This window comes from Polynucleobacter hallstattensis, from assembly GCF_018881835.1.
GTDB lineage: Bacteria > Pseudomonadota > Gammaproteobacteria > Burkholderiales > Burkholderiaceae > Polynucleobacter > Polynucleobacter hallstattensis.
The window spans coordinates 801,634-822,431 of record NZ_JACVPO010000001.1 but is presented as its reverse complement, the minus strand read 5'-3'; the positions used below and the strand labels follow the sequence as shown (position 1 = coordinate 822,431).

At 46.4% G+C, this 20,798-nt stretch carries 18 protein-coding genes, 7 tRNA genes and 3 rRNA genes; 22 read left to right on the top strand and 6 right to left on the bottom strand.

Going from position 1 to position 20,798, the window contains the following annotated elements; genetic code table 11:
• The first annotated feature begins 34 nt into the window (after positions 1–34).
• From atpD to priA, 4 genes are all read left to right on the top strand, one after another.
• A complete protein-coding gene (gene atpD / locus ICN26_RS04345; protein WP_173959366.1) occupies positions 35–1,435 on the top strand; it encodes a F0F1 ATP synthase subunit beta in 1,401 nt (466 codons plus the stop codon).
• A 21-nt stretch (positions 1,436–1,456) separates the two neighbouring features.
• Positions 1,457–1,873: a F0F1 ATP synthase subunit epsilon gene (locus ICN26_RS04340; RefSeq protein ID WP_216267137.1), complete on the top strand. Its 417-nt coding sequence runs from the start codon at positions 1,457–1,459 to the stop codon at positions 1,871–1,873.
• 10 nt (positions 1,874–1,883) lie between these two features.
• The gene (gene hemE, locus ICN26_RS04335; RefSeq protein WP_216267655.1) at positions 1,884–3,002 is read left to right on the top strand and encodes a uroporphyrinogen decarboxylase; all 1,119 of its coding nucleotides are present in this window, start codon (positions 1,884–1,886) and stop codon (positions 3,000–3,002) included.
• Between the two features lie 261 nt (positions 3,003–3,263).
• Positions 3,264–5,399, top strand: coding sequence for a replication restart helicase PriA (gene priA / locus ICN26_RS04330; RefSeq protein ID WP_216267135.1), 2,136 nt, complete (start codon positions 3,264–3,266; stop codon positions 5,397–5,399).
• Here the strand turns inward: priA and gcvH are convergent.
• The 4 genes from gcvH to ICN26_RS04310 all read right to left on the bottom strand — a co-directional run bounded on the left by gcvH (position 5,396) and on the right by ICN26_RS04310 (position 7,386).
• Positions 5,396–5,788 (bottom strand): glycine cleavage system protein GcvH, encoded by a 393-nt coding sequence (gcvH, locus tag ICN26_RS04325; RefSeq protein ID WP_216267133.1) that lies wholly within the window; start codon positions 5,786–5,788, stop codon positions 5,396–5,398. The genes priA and gcvH overlap by 4 nt on opposite strands.
• A gap of 70 nt (positions 5,789–5,858) precedes the next feature.
• A complete protein-coding gene (locus tag ICN26_RS04320; protein WP_041396810.1) occupies positions 5,859–6,044 on the bottom strand; it encodes a hypothetical protein in 186 nt (61 codons plus the stop codon).
• Between the two features lie 41 nt (positions 6,045–6,085).
• The gene (locus tag ICN26_RS04315) at positions 6,086–7,120 is read right to left on the bottom strand and encodes a fatty acid desaturase (protein WP_216267654.1); all 1,035 of its coding nucleotides are present in this window, start codon (positions 7,118–7,120) and stop codon (positions 6,086–6,088) included.
• A gap of 190 nt (positions 7,121–7,310) precedes the next feature.
• A tRNA-Arg gene (locus tag ICN26_RS04310) sits at positions 7,311–7,386 on the bottom strand.
• A gap of 105 nt (positions 7,387–7,491) precedes the next feature.
• Here ICN26_RS04310 and ICN26_RS04305 point away from each other — a divergent pair.
• Positions 7,492–7,728 (top strand): hypothetical protein, encoded by a 237-nt coding sequence (locus ICN26_RS04305; protein ID WP_255534371.1) that lies wholly within the window; start codon positions 7,492–7,494, stop codon positions 7,726–7,728.
• Between the two features lie 41 nt (positions 7,729–7,769).
• Here ICN26_RS04305 and rsmI read toward each other — a convergent pair whose 3' ends face one another.
• Positions 7,770–8,675, bottom strand: coding sequence for a 16S rRNA (cytidine(1402)-2'-O)-methyltransferase (gene rsmI / locus ICN26_RS04300; RefSeq protein ID WP_216267132.1), 906 nt, complete (start codon positions 8,673–8,675; stop codon positions 7,770–7,772).
• A gap of 106 nt (positions 8,676–8,781) precedes the next feature.
• Between rsmI and ICN26_RS04295 the strand changes: the two genes are divergently transcribed.
• The 3 genes from ICN26_RS04295 to ICN26_RS04285 are packed head-to-tail and all read left to right on the top strand — an operon-like array spanning position 8,782 to position 10,436.
• On the top strand, positions 8,782–9,384 hold the full coding sequence (locus ICN26_RS04295) for a phosphoheptose isomerase (RefSeq protein WP_216267130.1): 603 nt from the start codon (positions 8,782–8,784) through the stop codon (positions 9,382–9,384).
• 27 nt (positions 9,385–9,411) lie between these two features.
• Positions 9,412–10,059 (top strand): BON domain-containing protein, encoded by a 648-nt coding sequence (locus ICN26_RS04290; RefSeq protein ID WP_216267128.1) that lies wholly within the window; start codon positions 9,412–9,414, stop codon positions 10,057–10,059.
• A gap of 23 nt (positions 10,060–10,082) precedes the next feature.
• Positions 10,083–10,436, top strand: a complete 354-nt coding sequence (locus ICN26_RS04285) for a c-type cytochrome (protein WP_255534370.1) — start codon at positions 10,083–10,085, stop codon at positions 10,434–10,436.
• Here the strand turns inward: ICN26_RS04285 and ICN26_RS04280 are convergent.
• Complete coding sequence (locus ICN26_RS04280) at positions 10,433–11,092, bottom strand: GNAT family N-acetyltransferase (protein WP_216267126.1); 660 nt, start codon at positions 11,090–11,092, stop codon at positions 10,433–10,435. The genes ICN26_RS04285 and ICN26_RS04280 overlap by 4 nt on opposite strands.
• 495 nt (positions 11,093–11,587) lie before the next feature.
• Between ICN26_RS04280 and ICN26_RS04275 the strand changes: the two genes are divergently transcribed.
• From ICN26_RS04275 to rplA, 14 genes are all read left to right on the top strand, one after another.
• Positions 11,588–13,120, top strand: a 16S ribosomal RNA gene (locus ICN26_RS04275).
• A 58-nt stretch (positions 13,121–13,178) separates the two neighbouring features.
• Positions 13,179–13,255, top strand: a tRNA-Ile gene (locus ICN26_RS04270).
• Positions 13,256–13,285: 30 nt separating this feature from the next.
• A tRNA-Ala gene (locus ICN26_RS04265) sits at positions 13,286–13,361 on the top strand.
• 267 nt (positions 13,362–13,628) lie between these two features.
• Positions 13,629–16,502 (top strand): 23S ribosomal RNA (locus ICN26_RS04260).
• Positions 16,503–16,611: 109 nt separating this feature from the next.
• Positions 16,612–16,725, top strand: a 5S ribosomal RNA gene (rrf, locus tag ICN26_RS04255).
• Together the 16S, 23S and 5S rRNA genes with 5 tRNA genes alongside form the textbook arrangement of a ribosomal RNA operon.
• 112 nt (positions 16,726–16,837) lie before the next feature.
• Positions 16,838–16,922 (top strand) — tRNA-Tyr (locus tag ICN26_RS04250).
• Positions 16,923–16,929: 7 nt separating this feature from the next.
• Positions 16,930–17,003, top strand: a tRNA-Gly gene (locus ICN26_RS04245).
• A gap of 21 nt (positions 17,004–17,024) precedes the next feature.
• Positions 17,025–17,099: transfer RNA gene (locus tag ICN26_RS04240), tRNA-Thr, on the top strand.
• A gap of 67 nt (positions 17,100–17,166) precedes the next feature.
• Positions 17,167–18,357, top strand: coding sequence for an elongation factor Tu (gene tuf / locus ICN26_RS04235; RefSeq protein WP_216267118.1), 1,191 nt, complete (start codon positions 17,167–17,169; stop codon positions 18,355–18,357).
• Positions 18,358–18,369: 12 nt separating this feature from the next.
• Positions 18,370–18,445 (top strand) — tRNA-Trp (locus ICN26_RS04230).
• A gap of 20 nt (positions 18,446–18,465) precedes the next feature.
• Positions 18,466–18,843 (top strand): preprotein translocase subunit SecE, encoded by a 378-nt coding sequence (gene secE, locus ICN26_RS04225; protein WP_216168554.1) that lies wholly within the window; start codon positions 18,466–18,468, stop codon positions 18,841–18,843.
• Between the two features lie 7 nt (positions 18,844–18,850).
• Positions 18,851–19,423, top strand: coding sequence for a transcription termination/antitermination protein NusG (gene nusG, locus ICN26_RS04220; protein ID WP_215308682.1), 573 nt, complete (start codon positions 18,851–18,853; stop codon positions 19,421–19,423).
• Between the two features lie 155 nt (positions 19,424–19,578).
• Positions 19,579–20,010, top strand: coding sequence for a 50S ribosomal protein L11 (rplK, locus tag ICN26_RS04215; protein ID WP_011901890.1), 432 nt, complete (start codon positions 19,579–19,581; stop codon positions 20,008–20,010).
• Between the two features lie 2 nt (positions 20,011–20,012).
• Complete coding sequence (gene rplA / locus ICN26_RS04210) at positions 20,013–20,714, top strand: 50S ribosomal protein L1 (protein WP_173959377.1); 702 nt, start codon at positions 20,013–20,015, stop codon at positions 20,712–20,714.
• Positions 20,715–20,798 lie beyond the last annotated feature (84 nt).

The window sequence follows — 20,798 nt, the reverse complement described above, 5'->3', positions numbered from 1 at the left end:
GAAAGAATTCAGGAATTAAAAGCGGAGAAATGCGATGAGTAACGGAAATATCGTGCAGTGTATTGGTCCAGTGGTGGACATTCAGTTCCCACGTGACAACATGCCAAACATTTATGATGCCTTGACATTGGTTGAGAGCGGAGAAAAATCATTTGCTGAAAAAGGTTTGACCTTTGAAGTTCAGCAACAAATTGGTGATGGCGTAGTTCGCGCAATTGCTATGGGTGCTAGCGATGGATTGCGTCGCGGCATGGAAGTGAAATCGACTGGTGCTCCAATTTCTGTTCCTGTTGGTCCAGCTACATTGGGTCGCATTATGGATGTTTTAGGTCGCCCAATTGATGATGCAGGTCCTATTGCCACTGAAGAGCGTCGCGCTATTCACCAGCCAGCACCAAAGTTTGATGAGCTCTCACCATCTGTTGACTTGTTAGAAACCGGTATTAAGGTTATTGACTTGGTTTGCCCGTTTGCTAAGGGCGGTAAGGTTGGCTTGTTCGGTGGTGCGGGTGTTGGTAAAACTGTGAACATGATGGAATTGATTAACAACATCGCTAAGCAACATTCAGGCTTATCTGTGTTTGCTGGTGTTGGTGAGCGTACTCGTGAAGGTAATGACTTCTATCACGAGATGAAAGAATCTAACGTTGTAGATAAAGTGGCGATGGTGTTTGGTCAAATGAACGAGCCTCCAGGCAACCGTTTGCGCGTTGCGTTGACTGGTTTGACAATGGCTGAAGCATTCCGTGATGAAGGCCGTGATATTTTGTTCTTCGTCGACAATATTTATCGTTACACACTTGCTGGTACTGAAGTATCGGCGTTGCTTGGTCGTATGCCATCTGCTGTGGGTTATCAGCCAACACTGGCTGAAGAGATGGGTAAGTTGCAAGAGCGTATTACTTCAACAAAGACTGGTTCTGTTACATCTATTCAGGCCGTTTACGTTCCTGCGGATGACTTAACCGATCCATCACCAGCGACAACCTTCTTACACTTAGACTCCACAGTGGTGTTGTCACGTGATATTGCTGCATTGGGTATTTATCCAGCGGTTGATCCATTAGATTCAACCAGCCGTCAGCTTGATCCACAAGTAGTTGGTCAAGAGCACTATGACGTAGCCCGTGAAGTTCAGATGACATTGCAGCGTTATAAAGAGTTGCGCGACATTATTGCTATTTTGGGTATGGATGAGTTGTCACCAGAAGACAAATTAGCCGTGTCTCGTGCTCGTAAGATTCAACGTTTCTTGTCCCAGCCTTTCCACGTTGCTGAGGTATTTACTGGTTCACCAGGTAAATACGTTCCATTAAAAGAAACTATCCGTGGTTTCAAAATGATTTGCAGCGGCGAATTGGATCACTTGCCGGAGCAGGCGTTCTACATGGTGGGTTCAATTGATGAAGCCATCGAGAAAGCTAAGAAGCTTTAATCGAACTCATCTAGGGAAATTATGTCAACCATACGTGTCGATGTAGTAAGTGCAGAGCAATCCATTTTTAGCGGAGAGGCCAAGTTCGTTGCGCTTCCCGGTGAAAATGGTGAGCTCGGTATTTTGCGCGGCCACACTCCTTTGATTACACGCATTCGTCCAGGCTCAGTTCGTATTGAAAAAGCTGACGGTGATGAAGAGTTTGTATTCGTTGCAGGCGGCTATTTAGAAGTGCAACCTGATCATGTCACTGTATTGGCTGATACCGCCATTCGCGGACATGACCTTGATGAAGCCAAAGCTAACGAGGCTAAGAAACGCGCTCAAGAAGCTATGCAAAATCGTGGCACTGACTTTGATATGGCCTTAGCGCAGTCAGAGTTTGCTATGGCAGCAGCACAGCTGGCTGCTATTGCTCGTTTCCGTCGTAAAAAGTAAGAGGCCGGACATTTCCTTGTTGTCAAATGATCGATTTTTAAAAGCCTGCTTGGGCGAAGCGGTTGATCAAACCCCGCTTTGGCTCATGCGCCAAGCCGGTCGATATCTCCCGGAATACAATGCAACCCGAGCTAAGGCCGGCAGCTTCCTTGGCCTTGCTAAAAATCCAGCTTACGCTACAGAAGTAACCCTCCAACCTTTGGATCGTTACCCATTAGACGCAGCGATTTTGTTCTCCGATATTTTGACCATTCCCGATGCTATGGGTTTAGGACTGAAATTTACTGCAGGTGAGGGACCTAGTTTTGATCACCCTCTTCGCACGGAAGAAGCAGTAAAAAAATTACGCGTTGCCGATATGGATCAGCTTAAATATGTTTTTGATGCTGTATCAGAAATTCGCAAGGCATTGATTCAGGATGGTAATCAGCGCGTGCCGCTGATTGGTTTTTCTGGAAGCCCGTGGACGCTGGCCTGCTACATGATTGATGGTTCTGGTTCAGACGATTTTCGTCACGCCAAGACTATGATGTTTAGTCGCCCAGATTTGCTTGAGCATATTCTTGAGATTAATGTCCAGTCGGTGGCAGCCTATTTAATTGAGCAAGTAAAGGCTGGTGCGCAAGCGCTCATGATCTTTGATACTTGGGGAGGCTTACTTCCCGATGGTTGGTATCAGCGCATGTCCTTGGCTGCTATGCAAAAAGTGATTGAAATATTGCCGCGTGAACATGATGGGCGCAAGCTCCCAATCATTATGTTTACTAAAGGTGGCGGTATTTGGTTAAACGATATGGCGCAAATTGGAGCGGATGTCATTGCAATTGATTGGACCATGCCATTAAGTCGTGCCCGTAAACAGCTTTTAGATATCAATAAGCCACTGGCTTTGCAGGGCAACCTAGATCCACTAATTTTGTTTTCAGAACCACAGCATATTGCAAGTGCTGCCGAAGGTCTTTTGGAAGATTTGGCTAGTGCGCCCACACTAAAGCCAGGCCTTCATCCGCTGGATGGGCATATCTTCAATTTGGGTCACGGCATCAACCAATTTACCCCGCCTGAAAGCGTAACAGCCCTCTCCGAAGCGGTGATTTCCAAGTCAAAAGCCTTACGGGCAATGCGCTAGACGCAAGTAATTGCTAACTTTAGCCAATGTTACGGCAAAAAGTTATGCACAGAAATGTGCAAAATCATAAATACAGAGAGATTCAAGAGAATTGTGAACTTTCACCTTTAGTAATCATTCTAAAGTATTGATTTATATAGTAAATAAATAAAATACCGTTTTTCTGTGCATACTATTGTTCCTATAAAATAAGTAAACAAGCAGAAAAAAGTAAATGATATCCACAGACTTATCCACAGGGTAAAACAGAAAAAATAGTAAATGACGCTTAAACCCACTGTTGTACAGGTAGTAATAGATAAGCCTTTGGCCCAGGGCTTTGACTACCTGTGGGATGCTGAAAAATTAGGCAAATTACCAGAGATAGGCAATGTAGTTGCAGTACCATTCGCAAGATCAAAAGTAATCGGCCTTGTTATAAAAGTGAGTAATCACTCAGATTATGAACTGTCGAAACTAAAGTCTGTGGAAAGCCTCGCCCCACTGCCAGTATTCGATCCAGGTCTATTAAGGCTGATGAATTTCGCTAGTCAGTATTACGTTCATGCGCTAGGAGAAACAATCTTGCCAGTGATTCCACAGATGTGGAAAAAGGCAGATGACTGGAAAAAGATTCCAGAAAGACTGAAGTTGGCAGCAAAAAAAAGCAAAAAAAGGCTTGATGTGATCTCAGAGGGATTAATCACACAAGACCAATTGAACCCCAATCAAAAGGTCGCCCTCAATAAATTACTGGGAGGCGCTGAAAAAAAAGAAAAACAATTTCGAGCGATCTTATTGCAGGGTCAAACCGGAAGCGGGAAAACAGCGGTATTCCTCAATTGGCTAGCAAGCATCCTTAACGATGAAAGTGCTCAAGCGCTTTTATTGGTGCCAGAAATTAATTTAACCCCACAATTAGAGAGACGAATAAGCGCCTATTTCCCCGATAAAAAAATGGCGGTATTGCATAGTGGTGTCAGCGAAAAGAAAAGAGGCATTGCTTGGTATGAGGCAATGACTGGCAAGGCACAAATTATTTTAGGAACTAGGTTGGCAGCTTTAACGCCAATGCCAAACTTACGCGTCATAGTGGTGGATGAAGAACACGACCCATCTTATAAGCAACAAGATGGCACACGATATTCGGCAAGAGATTTAGCAATCTGGCGAGCGCATGATCAAAAAATCCCCATTCTTCTATCTTCTGCAACACCTTCTCTAGAAACCTGGTTAGCAGCTCAATCAGGCCGCTATGAAAATATTCGACTGGATCAGCGCGCACAAGGCGCAAGCCTACCTAATGTGCATTTAATCAATACACGTAACCCGCAAAATCAATTTAGCCCAGGAGATGCGGGTGCACCCAGGCAAAAAAGCTTAATTACAAAAACACTTGGAAATGCCATTACTAAATCACTGGCAGAAAAAAAGCAAAGTTTGATTTTGATTAACAGGCGCGGATATGCCCCGGTACTCAGTTGCTCAGCATGCAATTGGTTATCAAAATGTACTCAATGCTCTACCTATACGGTAATGCATAAAGCCGGAGCATTAAGTAAAAGATCAGTATTAAATTGTCACCATTGTGGATTAGTAAAGCCTATCCCACAGTTTTGCCCAGATTGCGGAAACGCAGATCTCAAAACACTTGGTCATGGGACTCAAAAATTAGAAGATGCTATTGAAGCAATGTGGCCGCAGGCAAGAGTATTGCGAGTCGATACGGATTCAAGTAGAAAGAGCAATGGAGCGGAAGCCCTCTTTGCGCAAATACACGATGGTAATGTTGACATTGTGGTTGGTACTCAAATGATTGCCAAAGGACACGACTATCAAAACATTGGATTAGTGGCCGTATTAGATGCAGACAGTCGACTGTATTCGGCTGACTTTAGAGCAGCCGAAAGATTATTCGCACAGTTAGTTCAAGTAGCTGGACGTGCAGGAAGATCTGGAACTAGTGGTCAAACTGGGGGCGATATTTATATCGAGACACAATACCCTGAGTCACCTGTATTTCAGTATTTATTAAGACACGATGTCGATGGATTTTTAGCGTTTACTGCTAATGAGCGAGAAGAGGCTAAATTACCACCATACTCATATCAAGCGCTTATTCATGCAGAAGGTAAAAGTTTGGATCAGGCGATTAGGTTTTTGAATGAACTAAAGGCGCGAATAAAAAGTAGGGGCATGATTTCGAGAGAGCTCAAGGTGTATGACCCAGTACCTAAGCCAGTCATGCGGATAGCGGGTGCAGAACGCGCCCAACTATTAATTGAATCGGGTAATCGCAAGGTACTGCAAGAAGCGCTTGAAATAATTGATCAAGAATTGCGGCAAGAATCCACAGGAAGAATCAGCAAAACATCACGTATTCGATGGCTGGTAGAACGCGATCCGATTGCTATCTAAGCGCCAGCACTAGATTCGTATTGTGAGAGCGACATTAAGCCGTTAAGATTAGTACTCAGCATTTCTGGTGACGAAGGTTTAATTTTAAATAACCAAACAGCATACGGTTTAGTATTCACTATCTCTGGGGTGGCATCCATCTCTTCATTGATAGCAACAATCTCACCGCTAACCGGTGCATGAATATCGCTTGCCGCTTTAACAGATTCTATTGCAGCAATGACATCTCCCTGCTTCACCGCTTGTCCAATATTTGGTGCCTGGAAAAACATAACATCACCTAAGGCTTCTTGAGCATGATTGCTAATGCCTACCCAAACTAGCCCATCATCTTCGATGCTAGCCCACTCATGTGTTGCTGCGAATTTAAATGTGTCTTGAGTTTTCATTGTGCCTGAACAAACTAGACCTTATGGATTAGGTCATGCAAGCGTTTGTATCGACGCGCTAGTTGGAGATTTAGGTTTTTGCTGAGCCGGTACGGTGTGTACGATTGTATAAACAGCTTGCACAAATCCAGCGCTGCTTACGATTACTTGTCGGAATCCAGGTGCCACCTTCCAGACGCTTTTCGCGACTGCATGAGGAGCAAAACTTAAGGCTCTGTGAGGTTTCTTGGGTAGCAGCTGGAGTCGAGGTAGTCATGGGCAATCCGGGTAATCCAAATCTTGTACAGAGAATCTATTTTACCCGTTTTGTCCTACTGGGGCTGGGCTTAGGACTACTCTGACCGAATCAGCCGTTTTATTGCCATCAAAATCGAGCCAAGCCTTGTTTTCAAAGTCATAGAGCTTGCACTTGCGAGCTGTCTCGAAATACCAGGCCCAGGAGAACTTTTGGACAAAAATACGCTCTGGAAGGATGGTTTCCAGGGTATTTTGGGCTTCTTTGAGGCGATACAGGGGGACGCTCATATCCACGTGGTGGGCGGTATGCTCCATGATATGGTGCATTAAAGAGCCCCAAATCCAATTAAAGGTCAAATGCACTGTGGTGGATACAAAAGGTTGGGCACGCAACCACTCAGATTTCTTGTCATACCAAGAGACCGATGTATGGGTGTGATGAACATAGACCACAAAACCTATCATTCCATTCCAAAACAGGAAAGGAACAGCAAAACCAGTAATGAGGCCAAGCCAAACAGATTGACCAGTAGCGAGGGCGCCGGCAATGAGACAAGCAATCCAAATAATGGCAAAGCCAGTCACCAGCAAGTTATCTTTCAGGAAAATCGGACGATCACCAGGTTTGTTTTTGGCATTCGGAAAGTACTCACGTCTCCACCAGATCTCAATGAGATAGTAGAAAACGGGGCCCCAACCACTGCGGTAAAGACGCTCTAAGGCCTTACGCCATGCAGGTAGGGCGTCAAATTCTGCTTTTGATAATGGAGCCCAAACAAAGTCAAAGCCCTTTAGGTTCGTCTGACCATGGTGAACTACGTTGTGGCCCACATCCCATAAGCTGTATGGGGTTAGAGACGGCAAGAATGCAATCCGACCCAATACTTTATTAAGTTCGCGGTGTGGTGTGTAGCTTTGATGGCAGGCATCATGACCCAAGATGAAGATGCGACCAGTAACAAAACCAGCAACTAAGCCCAATACGATTTTGATCAGCACGCTTTCTATAAAAATAGTCCCAGCGATACAAGCAAGCCATAAAACAGCATCCACCACTAGCAAGGCAATTGCTTTTGCAGTTTCTCCCTGAGCCATTGGAATCAGCCAGCTACGAATAACTTTTCGGTGTGGCAATGGAAGGTCAGGAGCCAAAGGATTGGCCATAGATGGTTCGGATAGTGCAGAATTTAGATGATTTGACATGATAAGAATCAATAAGTTAGGAAGGAATGATAGCCTTTTTCACAAATTTACGCATGGTGTAGCTCAAAAAACCCCCCTGTTTTGGTGCGCCCGGCAGGAATCGAACCTGCGACCCTTGGCTTCGGAGGCCAATACTCTATCCACTGAGCTACGGGCGCCAGTAGTAAATTCGCTAACTACGCCATTGTAAGTGCCTATATCCTTACGGTCTCGTTATAATCATCGCAAAACCACCCTAAAACCCGTCAAACTATAAAAGTCCTATGAGCGAAGCACACGGCAGTCTAATTAAGTCACCCAAACAATTGATCATTATGGTGTTTGCCAGCTTTTTTGTACCACTCATCATTATTCTTTTATTGATGGTATTCGTAAACAATGGCAAGAGAGTAGATTTGGAAGCATCTGCTGAGCAACTCATTAAACCTGTAGCTCAATTAAATTTTAAAGATGCCAGCGCATCCGCAGAACCTAAGCAAGCGACTTCCGCTGCCAAATAATTTTTTGGCTCCTACTAAAAGCTGGCATCTAGCCAGCTTTTTTATTGCTGACCATTTTGATCTTTGGCATCCAAGGCCACCTGGTAAGCCTCTTTTTTACTGAGTCCAAGCACTTGAGCAAGTACAGCAGCAATTTCTTTGCTGCCTAAGTAAGGACTTAAGGCATTGGCCCATAATAAGAGCGCCGAATGTTCGGGAGCCTCATCTGCATTGGCTTGGCGGCCAGCAACTAAGACAATGAACTCGCCTCTGAGGCTCTCTGTTTTCTCAAGCCACTCCGGAATAGTTGCAGCAGTGAGCGTGACCAGTTGCTCAAATTTTTTGGTGAGTTCTCTGCCTATGAGAACCTGGCGCTCGGGCTCCAGTACTTTACTTAGTGTTATCAAAGTGTCGCGTATTTGATGAGGCGATTCAAAAAAGATGCTCGTTTTTGAATTGTTACGAATATCTTGAATGAGTGTGCCACGCTCTTTGGCTTTATTTGGCCAAAAGCCAAGAAACTGAAATCGCCCTTCCGATGGCAGCATGACTGAGCCACTAGCAGAAATGGCGGACGACACTGCACTAGCTCCGGGAATAGGAATGATTCGAAAGCCAGCCTTTTGTACCGCGTTCACCAATCTTGCCCCGGGATCTGAGACTCCAGGCGTACCGGCATCTGAGATGTAAGCCCAGCGTTCATTTTGAGTGAGGCGCTCAATAATGGTTTGCGCGCCAGTCATTTCATTGTGCTCATGCAAGGCGACACACTTCTTGTGGATGCCAAAATGTTGAAGTAGGGGCGCGCTATGCCTAGTGTCTTCGCAGGCAATACCGTCTACTGAATTAAGCACATGCAGTGCACGCAGGGTAATGTCACCCAAATTACCAATTGGCGTGGCAACCATATATAGAGCCCCTGCTGGCAGATCCTGCTGTTTTAAAAAGTCAAAGGAGCTTAATTCCATGGGGCAATCTTTTGCTAATGAGATTTCAATAAGTAAGAGAATACGTCCCTTTTGAATTCAGGGGCAGTGCAGACATATTGGCTGTGCTTTGGCGCATAATAATGCGATGGATAAAGATACCCTCGAACGTTTGCGCGCTCGCGCATCCCAACATTTTCTAGATAGCATTGCTGTAAAGCAAGCAGCTGAAAAAATACTTCCTGAGCAGGTTGCTCGCGGAATAGTCGCCATGACAGACTGCTTGCGTGCAGGCGGAAAAGTAATGGCTTGCGGCAATGGCGGATCAGCTGCCGATGCGCAGCATTTTGCCGCAGAGCTAATTGGTCGCTTTGAGAGAGAGCGGCAAGAGTTGGCCGCGATTGCGCTGACGACAGACACATCTATTCTGACCGCCGTAGGGAATGACTATAGCTATGACGAAATCTTTGCCAAGCAAGTTCGTGGCCTTGGAAAAAAAGGCGATATTTTGATTGGCATCTCCACCTCAGGCAATTCAAAAAACGTAGTGAGAGCAATTGAGGCTGCAAAAAAAATGGGGATTCAGATTATTGCCCTGACTGGTAACGGCGGCGGAACAATTACCAGCTTATTAGGTGCGGATGACATTCACCTGTGTGCACCCTCTACTCGTACTGCACGCATTCAAGAAACGCATTTAGTTTTACTTCATGCCTTATGCGATGGCGTAGATCATTTATTGCTCGATTAATAGTTTCATTAATTAGAAAGTACGCACATGCGAAATACTCTCATCATTAAATTACTTGCTGCGATTTTGATTTCCTCGATCTTATCTGGTTGTGGAGTGTTGGCTGTTGGTGGAGTGGTGGCAGGCGCAAGCGTAATGGCGGATCGCCGTTCGCCTGCTGTACAGGCAATCGATAAAGGCATTGAGTTAGAGGCCGGCAATGCTCTAGCCAAGCGTTATGGTGATGATGCGCATATTAACGTGACATCATTCAATCAAAAGGTATTGTTGACTGGTGAAGTGAAAGATGCCGATGTTAAGAGTCAGGCTGGCGCCTTTGTGAAGGCGATGAAAAACGCCCGCTCCGTTTTTAATGAATTGGCTATTGGACCAAACAGTAGCTTTACAGCCCGTGCCAATGACTCTTATCTCGAATCTAAAATCAAAACCCAAATGATCTTCACAGACAAGCTCCCATCGAATTCAATGGCGATTGTTGCTGAAGGTAGCAGTGTTTATTTGATGGGCATTCTCACGCAAAATGAGGCAGCGATTGCCAAGAAAGTCACCAGCAATATTGACGGTGTAAAAGACGTGTACGTCTACTTCGATATTATTTCCGACGCGGAAAAAACACGCCTAGAAAAACAAGGTAAGGCAGACCAGGCGCAGCCAAACTCAATGCCAAAACAGTAAGGCCGCTTGAAGGAAAGTGAGTAATGAATTTAGCTATGCAACAACTGAAATTTTTTTTACTCACCACCGTCTTCTTGCTGTGTTCACTGAGCGCGAATGCATCTAGTGATGATACAAAGGCGGCAGTACTTGCAAAACAAAATGCTTGCCTGGGATGCCATGCCTTAGATAAAAAAATTGTGGGCCCTGCCTTTCAAGCCGTTGCAAAAAAATATGCGAACGATACTGGCGCAACAGCTTTTCTAAAAAACAAAATTATTAAAGGTGGCTCGGGATCATGGGGTGTTGTACCAATGCCTGCAAATGCGAAGTTAAGCGACTCGGACGCATCATTATTGGCAAGTTGGATTTTGCGCGGAGCCCCTAGCGCAAATTAAGTTGGGCGAATGACAGGCTTTCTAATAAACCAAGACCAGGCATCATTTGAGCGCTTCAAGTTTTCTTTAAGGGCATAGTCAAAGTCAGCCCATTGCTCATTGGCAGCTTCCTCAACAATCGTGCCCGAATTTGCAGGCGGTAATTTCAAATAAGCATCTGCATCACCATAGGCGTATTCAACGCGCATCCCCGCCTTTTGTGCCAGATGCATCATCGCCCGGTTATTTGCCAAGCAGTGTACAAATAGGGTTTCGATACGAGTATTGCGTGAGTGCACCGAAGCACGCGCTAATAAAGCTGTGCCTATGCCCTGCCCTCTGCCATTAGGCAATACTGATACGCCAAACTCGGCAGCTAGTGGCTGACCTTTAGTTTTCGGTAAATATGCCAAATGAGCCATGCCAATCAGATTTAGCTGGGCATCAAAGCTGCCAAAGATCGCATCTTTATTGAAATCAAGGTTTTCTACATAGCGATGAATAACCTCATCAGGAGTTTGGGTGCCGAAGCGAAGACGACGATCCTCCTCATTCAATAGCAATAGATGTTGAAGAATCCGCTCTCTATGGCCAGCATGTAATTCGCGAACAGGCACAACTAAGCCAGCCGCATAGGGCTTGCTGGGTAATTGACTATTTACTAATTTATTGTGCATAGCAACATACTAGCAGAAGCTAGGGCTAATTACAGGGTTTTCCCTAATATTAGAAATCCAGGCAAAAAAAAGAGCTATTAATGGAGCACAAAACTGAATACTTGGCGTGAATTTACTGCCTTATCCATAAAAACCCTTATGTTTTCAAAAAAAGTTGAAAATATTTTCACTCTCTATCCCATTGTTTTAAATGGATTTATTTTGAAAGTAGGAAAAAACACCGCTTTTTAATAGAAAAAGACTACGAAAGGTGTTGACGGACCCTCAAAAATGGTATAAAGTCTCATCTCTCTGCTGCAACGTTTTACGAAATACGAAACGCGCAGCCCTCTTTAAAAATTAGTCAACCGATAATTGTGGGTACTAAGTGAAAGCATCCAGTCCTTCGGGACAGATGTAAATAAATAGTACTCATAGACAGTAAAAAGATTTGGTTTTATTACCAAGTCAATTTCTTTTGAATGAGTGCGACGATCCGCAAGGATCACAGGAATTAAACTGAAGAGTTTGATCCTGGCTCAGATTGAACGCTGGCGGCATGCCTTACACATGCAAGTCGAACGGCAGCACGGGTACTTGTACCTGGTGGCGAGTGGCGAACGGGTGAGTAATACATCGGAACGTACCTTATCGTGGGGGATAACGCAGCGAAAGCTGTGCTAATACCGCATACGCCCTGAGGGGGAAAGCGGGGGATCGAAAGACCTCGCGCGATTAGAGCGGCCGATGCCTGATTAGCTTGTTGGTGGGGTAAAAGCCCACCAAGGCGACGATCAGTAGCTGGTCTGAGAGGACGATCAGCCACACTGGGACTGAGACACGGCCCAGACTCCTACGGGAGGCAGCAGTGGGGAATTTTGGACAATGGGGGAAACCCTGATCCAGCAATGCCGCGTGAGTGAAGAAGGCCTTCGGGTTGTAAAGCTCTTTTGTCAGGGAAGAAACACCGGCTCTAACACAGTCCGGGAATGACGGTACCTGAAGAATAAGCACCGGCTAACTACGTGCCAGCAGCCGCGGTAATACGTAGGGTGCAAGCGTTAATCGGAATTACTGGGCGTAAAGCGTGCGCAGGCGGTTATACAAGACAGGCGTGAAATCCCCGGGCTTAACCTGGGAATGGCGCCTGTGACTGTATAGCTAGAGTGTGTCAGAGGGGGGTAGAATTCCACGTGTAGCAGTGAAATGCGTAGATATGTGGAGGAATACCAATGGCGAAGGCAGCCCCCTGGGATAACACTGACGCTCATGCACGAAAGCGTGGGGAGCAAACAGGATTAGATACCCTGGTAGTCCACGCCCTAAACGATGCTGACTAGTTGTTCGGGATTTACATCCTGAGTAACGTAGCTAACGCGTGAAGTCAGCCGCCTGGGGAGTACGGTCGCAAGATTAAAACTCAAAGGAATTGACGGGGACCCGCACAAGCGGTGGATGATGTGGATTAATTCGATGCAACGCGAAAAACCTTACCTACCCTTGACATGTCACTAACGAAGTAGAGATACATTAGGTGCCCGTAAGGGAAAGTGAACACAGGTGCTGCATGGCTGTCGTCAGCTCGTGTCGTGAGATGTTGGGTTAAGTCCCGCAACGAGCGCAACCCTTGTCTTTAGTTGCTACGCAAGAGCACTCTAAAGAGACTGCCGGTGACAAACCGGAGGAAGGTGGGGATGACGTCAAGTCCTCATGGCCCTTATGGGTAGGGCTTCACACGTCATACAATGGTGCATACAGAGGGTTGCCAACCCGCGAGGGGGAGCTAATCTCAGAAAATGCATCGTAGTCCGGATCGTAGTCTGCAACTCGACTACGTGAAGCTGGAATCGCTAGTAATCGCGGATCAGAATGTCGCGGTGAATACGTTCCCGGGTCTTGTACACACCGCCCGTCATACCATGGGAGTGGGTTTTGCCAGAAGCCGTTAGCCTAACCGCAAGGAGGGCGACTGCCACGGCAGGGTTCATGACTGGGGTAAAGTCGTAACAAGGTAGCCGTATCGGAAGGTGCGGCTGGATCACCTCCTTTCTAGAGAAAGATGCTGGAGCTTTAGTGCCCACACTTATCGGTTGACAATAAAAGCCACGGGTCTGTAGCTCAGCTGGTTAGAGCACTGTGTTGATAACGCAGGGGTCGTAGGTTCAAGTCCTACCAGACCCACCACCAGCCAGAAACAAGACTTAGTGGGACGTTGGGGGATTAGCTCAGCTGGGAGAGCACCTGCTTTGCAAGCAGGGGGTCGTCGGTTCGATCCCGTCATCCTCCACCATCATCTAAATGTCAAAACTAAGCGAAGACTTAATCGTTTAGTTTTGCCATTTATGGCTGTTCTTTAAAAATTTGAGTAAGCAAAGTGTCAAATGTTTCTTTGAGAGGACATTTGACAATGTAATAAGGGTAAAGATTGAATCATCAATCAGTAATACAAACGAGTTTTACCAAGTTCTTTAACAAGTACTTACAGTTTGGATTACGGCAAACATGTCAGAAGTAGAAATAAACCTGTAACAGGCACTAGCAATGGTGCTCGTTATAGGATCAAGTGAATAAGTGCACATGATGGATGCCTTGGCGATTACAGGCGACGAAAGACGTTATAACCTGCGATAAGCCCCGGGGAGCTGGTAAATAAGCTTTGATCCGGGGATTTCTGAATGGGGAAACCCACCACTTTTGTGGTATCCATACCTGAATACATAGGGTATGAGAAGCGAACCTTGTGAACTGAAACATCTAAGTAGCAAGAGGAAAAGACATCAACCGAGATTCCCAGAGTAGTGGCGAGCGAAATGGGAACAGCCTTCTAGTGATATCTCAGTAATTAGCAGAACGGAATGGAAAGTCCGACAATAAAGGGTGATAGTCCCGTATGTGAAAATTATTGGGTGGTACTAGGCTAGAGACAAGTAGGGCGGGACACGTGAAATCCTGTCTGAATATGGGGGGACCATCCTCCAAGGCTAAATACTCGTAATCGACCGATAGTGAACAAGTACCGTGAGGGAAAGGCGAAAAGAACCCCGGGAGGGGAGTGAAATAGATCCTGAAATTGTGTGCATACAAACAGTAGGAGCCTCGTAAGGGGTGACTGCGTACCTTTTGTATAATGGGTCAGCGACTTACATTCAGTAGCAAGCTTAACCGAATAGGGAAGGCGTAGCGAAAGCGAGTCCGAATAGGGCGCTAGTTGCTGGGTGTAGACCCGAAACCAGTTGATCTATCCATGGCCAGGTTGAAGGTGCGGTAACACGTACTGGAGGACCGAACCCACTAACGTTGAAAAGTTAGGGGATGAGCTGTGGATAGGGGTGAAAGGCTAAACAAAACTGGAAATAGCTGGTTCTCTCCGAAAACTATTTAGGTAGTGCCTCGTGTATCACTGTAGGGGGTAGAGCACTGTCATGGTAGTGGGGTCCATTGCGGATTACTGCGCCATAGCAAACTCCGAATACCTACAAGTGCAATCACGGGAGACAGACATCGGGTGCTAACGTCCGGTGTCAAGAGGGAAACAACCCAGACCGCCAGCTAAGGTCCCTAATATATGCTAAGTGGGAAACGAAGTGGGAAGGCTAAAACAGTCAGGAGGTTGGCTTAGAAGCAGCCATCCTTTAAAGAAAGCGTAATAGCTCACTGATCGAGTCGTCCTGCGCGGAAGATGTAACGGGGCTAAGCATATAACCGAAGCTGCGGATCACAGCAATGTGATGGTAGGAGAGCGTTCTGTAAGCCTGTGAAGGTGTCTTGTAAATGATGCTGGAGGTATCAGAAGTGCGAATGCTGACATGAGTAGCGATAAAGGGGGTGAAAAGCCCCCTCGCCGTAAGCCCAAGGTTTCCTGTTCAACGTTCATCGGAACAGGGTGAGTCGGCCCCTAAGGCGAGGCAGAGATGCGTAGCTGATGGGAACAAGGTTAATATTCCTTGACCATTGTTAGATGCGATGGGGGGACGGATCGCGGAAAGTTGTCCGGGTGTTGGAAGTCCCGGTTCTTGCGTTGGAGATGGCTATTAGGTAAATCCGGTAGCGTAATTCAAGGGCGTGAGACGAGCGAATTTATTCGCGAAGCAATTGGAAGTGGTTCCAAGAAAAGCCTCTAAGCTTCAGTCTAACAAGACCGTACCGCAAACCGACACAGGTGGGCGAGATGAGTATTCTAAGGCGCTTGAGAGAACTCAGGAGAAGGAACTCGGCAAATTTGCACCGTAACTTCGGGATAAGGTGCGCCCTGGTAGTTTGACCCTGTACAAGGGGAGGACGAAAGGGTTGCAATAAAAAGGTGGCTGCGACTGTTTAATAAAAACACAGCACTCTGCAAACACGAAAGTGGACGTATAGGGTGTGACGCCTGCCCGGTGCTGGAAGATTAAATGATGGGGTGCAAGCTCTTGATTGAAGTCCCAGTAAACGGCGGCCGTAACTATAACGGTCCTAAGGTAGCGAAATTCCTTGTCGGGTAAGTTCCGACCTGCACGAATGGCGTAACGATGGCCACACTGTCTCCTCCTGAGACTCAGCGAAGTTGAAATGTTTGTGATGATGCAATCTACCCGTGGCTAGACGGAAAGACCCCATGAACCTTTACTGTAGCTTTGCATTGGACTTTGAACCGGTCTGTGTAGGATAGGTGGGAGGCGTTGAAAGCGGGATGCTAGTTCCGCTGGAGCCAACCTTGAAATACCACCCTGGTTTGTTTGAGGTTCTAACCTTGGCCCATTATCTGGGTCGGGAACAGTGCATGGTAGGCAGTTTGACTGGGGCGGTCTCCTCCCAAAGTGTAACGGAGGAGTACGAAGGTACGCTTGGTACGGTCGGACATCGTACCTAAAGTGCAATGGCAAAAGCGTGCTTAACTGCGAGACCGACAAGTCGAGCAGGTGCGAAAGCAGGTCATAGTGATCCGGTGGTTCTGTATGGAAGGGCCATCGCTCAACGGATAAAAGGTACTCTGGGGATAACAGGCTGATACCGCCCAAGAGTTCATATCGACGGCGGTGTTTGGCACCTCGATGTCGGCTCATCTCATCCTGGGGCTGTAGCCGGTCCCAAGGGTATGGCTGTTCGCCATTTAAAGAGGTACGTGAGCTGGGTTTAAAACGTCGTGAGACAGTTTGGTCCCTATCTGCCATGGGCGTTGGAGATTTGACGGGGGCTGCTCCTAGTACGAGAGGACCGGAGTGGACGTACCGCTGGTGTACCTGTTGTTTCGCCAGAAGCATCGCAGGGTAGCTATGTACGGAAGAGATAACCGCTGAAAGCATCTAAGCGGGAAACTTGCCTGAAGATGAGATCTCCCGTAGGTTTAACCTACATAAAGGGTCGTTGAAGACCACAACGTTGATAGGTCAGGTGTGGAAGCGCAGTAATGCGTTAAGCTAACTGATACTAATTGCCCGTTAGGCTTGATCCTATAACCAGCACTATTGTGTTGGATGTTTGCCAGATTTAATCTGCATCCTTAATTACATGCTTACTCAAATAGAGTTGTTGATGAATTATCAGCAACTCGACCCTCTACGCCCGGTGACCATAGCAAGTTGGAACCACTCCTTCCCATCCCGAACAGGACAGTGAAACGACTTTACGCCGATGATAGTGCGGATTACCCGTGTGAAAGTAGGTAACTGCCGGGCACCAATGCGACGCCCAGACCCTCTTAGGTCTGGGCGTTTTTACTTGTGCAAAGCGTTTTGAGGTTTAAGAGATTGACAATAACTCCATTAGGAGTCAGAATATTGGGTTCGCGGAGGGGTGTCCGAGCGGCTAAAGGAGGCAGACTGTAAATCTGTTGGCTATGCCTACGTAGGTTCGAATCCTACCCCCTCCACCAGAGATGTGCGGGATTAGTTTAATGGTAAAACAGCAGATTTCCAATCTTCGGTCAAGAGTTCGATTCTCTTATCCCGCTCCAGTTTTAATAGTATTTGTATTTGCCCATGTGGCTCAGTGGTAGAGCACTCCCTTGGTAAGGGAGAGGTCGGCAGTTCGATCCTGCCCATGGGCACCATGGCTTGTGTAGTAATTAAATTTAATTTCGTGTGTTGGTTTAAGAGTTAACTAAAGGCAGACAAAAAATGGCAAAAGAAAAGTTTGAGCGGACAAAACCGCACGTAAACGTTGGCACCATTGGTCACGTTGACCACGGTAAAACCACATTGACAGCAGCAATTGCAACTGTGCTTTCTAAGCAATTTGGTGGCGAAGCAAAAGCATATGATCAGATCGATGCTGCTCCAGAAGAAAAAGCACGTGGTATTACGATTAATACTGCACACGTGGAGTATGAGACTGCAAATCGTCACTATGCACACGTGGATTGCCCAGGACATGCTGACTACGTAAAGAACATGATTACTGGCGCTGCTCAGATGGACGGCGCTATTTTGGTTTGCTCTGCAGCTGATGGCCCAATGCCTCAAACTCGTGAGCACATCCTCTTGGCACGCCAAGTAGGTGTTCCCTACATCATCGTATTTTTGAACAAGTGCGACATGGTAGATGACGCTGAATTGTTAGAGTTAGTTGAAATGGAAGTTCGTGAGCTTTTATCTAAGTACGACTTCCCAGGTGATGACACACCAATCGTTCAAGGTTCTGCTAAGTTAGCACTTGAAGGCGACGAAGGCCCATTGGGTAAAGAAGCCATCATGAAATTAGCTGATGCACTTGATACCTACATCCCAACACCAGAGCGTGCGATTGATGGTGCGTTCTTGATGCCAGTAGAGGACGTGTTCTCTATCTCCGGTCGCGGTACGGTTGTTACAGGCCGTATCGAGCGCGGTATCGTGAAGGTTGGCGAAGAGATTGAAATCATTGGTATCAAGCCAACCCTCAAGACAACTTGTACTGGTGTTGAAATGTTCCGCAAATTGCTCGACCAAGGTCAAGCAGGCGATAACGTGGGTATCTTGTTACGCGGTACAAAACGTGAAGAAGTTGAGCGCGGCCAAGTATTGGCTAAGCCAGGTTCAATCACCCCACATACTCACTTTACAGCCGAGGTTTATATCTTGGGTAAAGATGAAGGTGGCCGTCATACGCCATTCTTTAACAACTATCGTCCACAGTTTTACTTCCGTACTACGGACGTAACGGGTTCAATCGAGTTGCCAAAAGACAAAGAAATGGTCATGCCTGGTGATAACGTAACCATTACCGTCAAACTCATTGCGCCTATCGCGATGGAAGAAGGTTTGCGTTTTGCGATCCGTGAAGGTGGCCGTACTGTTGGCGCCGGTGTGGTTGCTAAGATTTTGGCTTAATAGATTTAATAAAGGGGTGTAGCTCAATTGGCAGAGCGTTGGTCTCCAAAACCAAAGGTTGGGGGTTCGATGCCCTCCGCCCCTGCCACGATTTAAACTGAAAGTTATATGTCTCAACAAACAGCAAGTCACTCTGAAGAAAAGAGCAGCTGGGTCTCCGGACTCGCTGCTTTAATCGTCGTTGCAGCGTTAGTTCTTTACTACACGTTGGCGGATCAATCTTTATTGATCCGTTTAGCTGTTTTGTTTGGCGGCATAGCAGCTGCAGTTTTGATTGTGGCGATGTCAGCAGATGGGCGTCGTTTTATCGCCTACGCTAAAGATTCTTGGTATGAGGTAAAAAAGGTTGTTTGGCCGACTCGCAAAGAGACGACTCAAATGACTCTAGTCGTATTTGGCTTTGTCGTGATCATGTCCTTGTTTTTATGGCTTGCAGACAAATTAATTGAATGGCTAGTTTTTTCAGTCTTTTTGGGCTGGAAGTGAGTAAAAAATGATTGATGCTGAGTTAGTCTCAAACCCACAAGCTACTGGCAATATGCGCTGGTATGTTATTCATGCTTATTCAGGCATGGAAAAAAGCGTTAAAAGAGGCTTAGAAGAGCGTATTGCTCGTTCTGGTATGCCAGAAAAATTTGGCCGTATCTTGGTTCCATCCGAAGAGGTTGTAGAAATCAAGTCAGGTGCAAAATCTGTATCTGAGCGCCGTTTCTTTCCAGGATATGTCTTGATTGAGATGGAAATGACGGACGAAAGCTGGCATTTGGTGAAAAACACGCCAAAAGTAACTGGTTTCGTTGGCGGTGTTCGTAATCGCCCAAGCCCGATTTCAACGGCAGAAGTATCCAAAATCATGGATCAAATGCAGGCTGGGGTAGATAAGCCTAAGCCTAAGACCTTATTTGAGGTCGGCGAGATCGTGCGAGTTAAAGAAGGTCCATTTGTTGACTTCAACGGCAATATTGAAGAAGTGAACTATGAGAAGTCAAGATTGCGCGTTTCTGTTACAATTTTTGGCCGCGGTACCCCAGTTGAGCTGGAGTTCGGCCAGGTAGAAAAGATGTAAAAAATACCCAATTTAAGGGTGTTTGTATCAAAAAGTAGTTGCATTAAGTGGTTAGTAATAACCGAGGAGCGGATCTAGAAAGCCAAAAACTAGTGAAGCGTTTACTCAACAGCGGTCTTACCTAATGAGGTTAGGCGCGCTTTTAGGAGCAATCAATGGCAAAGAAGATCATTGGCTTTATCAAGCTGCAGATCCCTGCAGGTAAAGCAAATCCATCACCTCCCGTAGGTCCAGCATTGGGTCAACGCGGCCTCAATATTATGGAGTTTTGTAAGGCGTTTAATGCTCAAACTCAGAGCATGGAACCTGGCCTGCCAATTCCAGTCGTGATTACAGCGTTTGCTGACAAGAGCTTCACATTCATCATGAAGACGCCTCCAGCGACCATCATGATTAAAAAGGCTGCGAAGATCGAAAAAGGATCACCACGCCCACATACCGATAAGGTAGGAAAAATTACACGTGCTCAAGCAGAAGAAATTGCTAAAGCAAAAATGCCAGATTTGACAGCTGCTGATATGGATGCTGCTGTAAGAACAATCGCTGGTAGCGCCCGTTCAATGGGCATCACAGTGGAAGGCCTCTAATCATGACTAAGTTATCTAAGCGTTTAAAAGCGATCGAATCTAAAGTAGATCGCAATAAGTTTTATGCATTGGAAGATGCGCTGAACCTTGTTAAAGAGTGTGCAACTGCTAAGTTCGATGAGTCTATCGATGTTGCAGTTCAGTTGGGTATTGATGCGAAGAAATCTGACCAAGTTGTGCGTGGCGCTGTTGTGCTCCCAGCTGGTACAGGTAAGCATGTTCGTGTGGCGGTATTTGCACAAGGCGAAAAAGCTGAACAAGCTAAGGCAGCTGGTGCCGAGATCGTTGGCATGGAAGAGCTGGCTGACCAAATTAAAGGCGGCAAAATCGATTTCGATATTTTGATCGCCTCTCCAGACACAATGAAGATCGTTGGTACTTTGGGTCAAGTATTGGGCCCACGTGGTTTGATGCCGAATCCAAAAGTAGGAACTGTTACTCCTGACGTTGCTACTGCAGTGAAGAATGCAAAAGCAGGTCAAGTGCAATTCCGTGTGGACAAAGCCGGTATCGTGCACGCAAGTATTGGCCGTCGTTCATTTGAGCCAGCTGCATTGAAATCTAACTTGCTCGCATTGCTTGAGGCTTTGAACAAAGCTAAGCCACCTGCATCTAAGGGTATTTATTTAAAGAAGGTTGCCGTAAGCAGCACGATGGGTGCTGGCGTACGTGTAGACCAAGCATCGATACAAGCGGCGCAGTAATCCGTTTGTAGCAAAAAGAACTTTGGGTCGACTCCTGCTCTTTGAGTGAGAGTCGAACATCAAAGACCGTTGGTGAATTATTTG